Raw genomic sequence first — 3,081 nt, forward strand, 5'->3', positions numbered from 1 at the left:
GCTTGTGGCTCGCGAGAAACACTCCGCCCCCTCCCCCCCCCCCCCCCCCCCCCCCCCCCCCCCCCCCCCCCCCCCCCCCCCCCCCCCGCTCCCACATCAACGCCCCTTGAAGCGCGTTACGTTGTCCTTCACGGCGCTAGCGGCCAGATCGAGCCGCTCGCCGCTGGCAGCGTCGAACAGCAGCACCCGCGCCGGGTCGAACTGCAGGTTCAGGCTGTCGCCCACCCGGCACGCCACATCCGGCGCCAGGCGGCAACAAACCTTGGTCTGGTTGAGGGTGACGAACACCAGCAGGTCCGGGCCGGTGGGCTCGGTCACCTGCACTTCGGCGCGGATACCCGGCAGGCCGTTGCCTTGCGCGTCCCCCAGCGAAATCTGCTCCGGGCGCACACCCAGGATGACCTCACGTCCATCCAGCACCTCGGCATCCACCCCCAGCGGCAGTTCGCAGCGCGCCTGGCCGCTGTCGAGCAGCGCCAGCACCCGGCCGTCCTGGCGGGTCAGGCGCACCGGGATGAAGTTCATCGGTGGCGAACCAATGAAACTGGCGACGAACAGGTTGGCCGGATCGTTGTAGATCTGCTGCGGCGTGCCGAACTGCTGGATCAGGCCGTCCTTCATCACCGCCACCTTGTCGCCCAGGGTCATGGCCTCGATCTGGTCGTGGGTGACGTACACCGTGGTGGTCTTCAGGCGCTGATGCATCAACTTGATCTCGGTGCGCATCTCTACCCGCAGCTTGGCGTCGAGGTTCGACAGCGGCTCGTCGAACAGGTAGATCTTCGGCCGCCGTGCCAGCGCCCGGCCCATGGCCACGCGCTGCTGCTGGCCGCCGGAGAGCTGGCCTGGCTTGCGGCCGAGCAGGTGCTCGATCTGCAGCAGCTTGGCGACCCGCGCTACCTCCTCGTCGATGGCCGCCTGGGGCAGCTTGCGGATCTTCAGGCCGAACGCGATGTTGTCGCGCACGTTCATGGTCGGGTACAGCGCGTAGGACTGGAACACCATGGCGATGTCGCGATCCTTCGGGCTCATGCCGCTGACGTCTTCATCGTCGATCAGGATCGCCCCGCCACTGATGTTCTCAAGGCCGGCGATGCAGTTCATCAAGGTGGACTTGCCGCAGCCCGAGGGGCCGACCAGGATCAGGAACTCGCCGTCCTTGATCGCCAGCTGGATGTCCTTGAGCGTGTCCGGCAAACCGGCGCCGTAGGTCTTGTTCACGTTGCGAAGTTCGAGCGTTGCCATGACTTACCCCTTTACCGCGCCGGCGGTCAGCCCGCGCACGAAATACTTGCCCGCAATCACGTAGACCAGCAGCGTCGGCAGCCCGGCGATCATCGCCGCGGCCATGTCGACGTTGTATTCCTTGGCCCCGGTGCTGGTGTTGACCAGGTTGTTGAGGGCCACGGTGATCGGCTGCGAGTCGCCGCTGGAGAACACCACCCCGAACAGGAAGTCGTTCCAGATCTGGGTGAACTGCCAGATCAGGCAGACCATGATGATCGGTGTCGACATCGGCAGGATGATCCGCCCGAAGATGGTGAAGAACCCGGCGCCATCCAGGCGCGCAGCCTTGACCAGGGCATCGGGGATGCTCACGTAGTAGTTGCGAAAGAACAGCGTGGTGAAGGCCAGCCCGTACACCACGTGCACCAGCACCAGGCCGCTGGTGGTGCTGGCCAGGCCGAGCTTGCCGAGGGTGAACGAGGCCGGCAGCAGCACGGTCTGGAACGGCAGGAAGCAGCCGAACAGCAGCAAGCCGAAGAACAACTGCGAGCCACGGAAGCGCCACATCGACAGCACGTAGCCGTTGAGCGCGCCGATAGTGGTGGAGATCAGCACCGCCGGTACGGTGATCAGCACCGAGTTGACGAAGTAGCCGTTGACCGTGGCCCAGGCCTTGGCCCAGCCGATGCCGGTGAACACCGTCGGCCAGCTCAGCAGGTTGCCGGTGCTGATGTCTTCGGGGGTCTTGAAGCTGGTCAACAGCATCACCACCAGCGGCACCAGGTACAGCAGCACGGCAAGCAGCAGCACGGCGTGGATGGCGATGCGGCTGAAGCTCAATGTGGGTTTGTCGAGGCGGCTACTCATGGCGTTTACCCCGCAGCTCCGAGTACAGGTAGGGGACGATGATCGCCAGGATGGCGCCGAGCATCAGGATCGCACTGGCCGAGCCCATGCCCATCTGCCCGCGGCTGAAGGTGAAGGCGTACATGAACATCGCCGGCAGGTCGGAGGAGTAGCCGGGGCCGCCGGCGGTCATGGCCGCGACCAGGTCGAAGCTCTTGATGGCGATGTGCGCCAGGATCATCAGTGAACTGAAGAACACCGGGCGCAGGCTGGGCAGCACCACCGTCCAGTAGATGCGCGGCAGGCTGGCACCATCCAGTTGCGCGGCGCGGATGATCGACTGGTCGACCCCGCGCAGGCCGGCGAGGAACATCGCCATGATGAAGCCCGAGGCCTGCCACACCGCGGCGATCACCAGGCAGTAGACCACCCGGTCCGGGTCGATCAGCCAGTCCAGGCGAAAGCCCTCCCAACCCCAGTCGCGCAGCAGCTTGTCCAGGCCCATGCCGGGGTTGAGCAGCCACTTCCAGGCGGTACCGGTGACGATCATCGACAGCGCCATGGGGTAGAGATAAATCGTCCGGATAAAACCCTCACGGCGGATGCGCTGGTCCAGCAGCACGGCAAGGAACACGCCGATGGCCAGGGTGATGGCGATGAACAGGCCGCCGAACAGCAGCAGGTTCTTGCTCGCCACCCACCAGCGGTCGTTGTCGAACAGCCGTGCGTATTGCGCAAGCCCGGCCCATTTGTAGGTGGGCAGGAAGGTCGAGGTAGTGAACGAGAGGACGAAGGTCCACAGGATGTAGCCGTAGAACCCCACCAGGATGATGAACATGCTCGGCGCCAGTACCAGTTTTGGCAGCCAGCGCTGGAGCGCGTCCAGGGGTGAGGCCCGCAGGCGGGCGGTTGCTGTAGTCATGATCTGGATTCTCGATGTGCCGCATCGGGGGGGGGGGGGGGGGGGGAGCGGGGAGAAGCGGACCAGATGGGGGGGGAGTGGCTTAA

The 3,081-nt window shown here is 65.4% G+C and carries 3 protein-coding genes; all 3 read right to left on the reverse strand.

The features are described from left to right. Positions 1 to 96 precede the first annotated feature (96 nt). From ACO6VM_RS06665 to ACO6VM_RS06675, 3 genes are read right to left on the reverse strand one after another with little or no spacing between them, the layout of a single operon-like run. Positions 97 to 1,245: an ABC transporter ATP-binding protein gene (locus ACO6VM_RS06665; protein ID WP_422402951.1), complete on the reverse strand. Its 1,149-nt coding sequence runs from the start codon at positions 1,243 to 1,245 to the stop codon at positions 97 to 99. 3 nt (positions 1,246 to 1,248) lie between these two features. Next, entirely contained in the window at positions 1,249 to 2,094 is an 846-nt protein-coding gene (locus ACO6VM_RS06670; protein WP_401060649.1) for a carbohydrate ABC transporter permease, read from the reverse strand. After that, positions 2,087 to 2,995 (reverse strand): carbohydrate ABC transporter permease, encoded by a 909-nt coding sequence (locus ACO6VM_RS06675; protein WP_110993259.1) that lies wholly within the window; start codon positions 2,993 to 2,995, stop codon positions 2,087 to 2,089. Before ACO6VM_RS06675 ends, ACO6VM_RS06670 begins: the two co-directional genes overlap by 8 nt. Positions 2,996 to 3,081 lie beyond the last annotated feature (86 nt).

The sequence above is a fragment of the Pseudomonas sp. GZD-209 genome (genome assembly GCF_049310485.1).
Lineage (GTDB): Bacteria > Pseudomonadota > Gammaproteobacteria > Pseudomonadales > Pseudomonadaceae > Aquipseudomonas > Aquipseudomonas sichuanensis.

Excerpts from the sequence above, each read along its gene's own strand:
- ACO6VM_RS06670 (WP_401060649.1), bottom strand. The coding sequence starts at position 2,094 with ATGAGTAGCCGCCTCGACAAACCCACATTGAGCTTCAGCCGCATCGCC.
- ACO6VM_RS06665 (WP_422402951.1), bottom strand. The coding sequence starts at position 1,245 with ATGGCAACGCTCGAACTTCGCAACGTGAACAAGACCTACGGCGCCGGT.
- ACO6VM_RS06675 (WP_110993259.1), bottom strand. The coding sequence starts at position 2,995 with ATGACTACAGCAACCGCCCGCCTGCGGGCCTCACCCCTGGACGCGCTC.